This window comes from Arthrobacter sp. TB 26 (genome assembly GCF_000427315.1).
Lineage (GTDB): Bacteria > Actinomycetota > Actinomycetes > Actinomycetales > Micrococcaceae > Arthrobacter.
In genome coordinates this window covers 1-1,079 of sequence record NZ_AUPJ01000471.1, presented here as the reverse complement: position 1 = coordinate 1,079, position 1,079 = coordinate 1, and the positions used below count along the sequence as shown (strand labels likewise).

The 1,079-nt window shown below is 69.2% G+C and carries 1 protein-coding gene; it reads right to left on the bottom strand.

The genetic code is table 11. From position 1 onward, the window contains the following. Nucleotides 1-39 precede the first annotated feature (39 nt). The coding region (locus K789_RS26650; protein WP_024365500.1) for a thiamine pyrophosphate-binding protein at nt 40-1,079 on the bottom strand (1,040 nt) is incomplete at its 5' end.

Below are 1,079 nucleotides of genomic sequence, written 5' to 3'. Positions count from 1 at the left end.
CCGCGCTGAGCATTTTGAGGAGGGAGTCGAGCGTGGTGCTCAGGCCTCCATGTGGGTGGGGGCGAACATCTTGAGCAGGGTTTCGACGACGACGACGTTCGGCCCGTCCGCGGCAAATCCCGCCTTGAGTGCGTCCCCGATGTCCTCGGGGGCGACCCGGACGGCCGGGACTCCGAAGGCCTCGGCCAGCTTGACGAAATCGGGGCGGGCGAGTTCCGTGGCGGTGGCCTTGCCGAAGGCGCCGACCATGTATTCGCGCAGGATGCCGTAGCCGCCGTCGTCCACGATCAGCCAGGTGACCGGCACATTGTGCTGCTTGGCCGTGGCCAGTTCAGAGATGGAGTACATTGCCGAGCCGTCGCCGGAGACGGCGAGCACCCGGGCTGAAGCCCCGGACTTGCCGGTGGTTTCCAGGCCGACGGCGCCGCCGATCGCCGCGGGGAAGCCGAAGCCGAGCCCGCCGGCGCCCTGTGCGGAGTGGAACTGGCCCTCGCGGGCGTCCCAGCAGCTCCAGGCCCAGTACGCGGAGATGGTCATGTCCCAGAACGTCTGCATGGCCGGGGGAACGGCCGCCCGGATGTCCGCCATGAACTTCAGTTCCTTGCCGAGATCCTGGGATTCCAGCCGGGACTTGACCTTGGCCAGGGTGTCCTTGACCACGGTCTCAGGCGGGGTGCCGTGCCAGCCCGCGCGCTCTCCGTGCGGCTCCGTCATGGCGGCGTCGAGGGCTGTGTCGAGCGCGGCGTCCAGGGCGGCGAGCGCCTGGCCGGCGTCGGCCCGGATGCCCAGGCCGGGGCGGTTGGATTCCAGGACGCGGGGTTCGGCGTCGATCTGGATGATCCGGCCGCGCGGCTCAAAGGTGAAGTAGTTGGAGGTGACTTCGCCCAGCGAGGATCCGATGACGATCAGCACGTCGGCGTCCTCGAGCAGCTCCGTCATGTGCTGGTCCTCGATCCAGGACTGCAGCGAGAGCTCATGGTTCCACGGGAACGCGCCGTTGCCGCCGGGGGTGCAGATGACCGGGGCCCGCAGCTTCTCCGCGATGGAGAGCAGCGATTTCTCGGCCCGGCCGCGGCGGG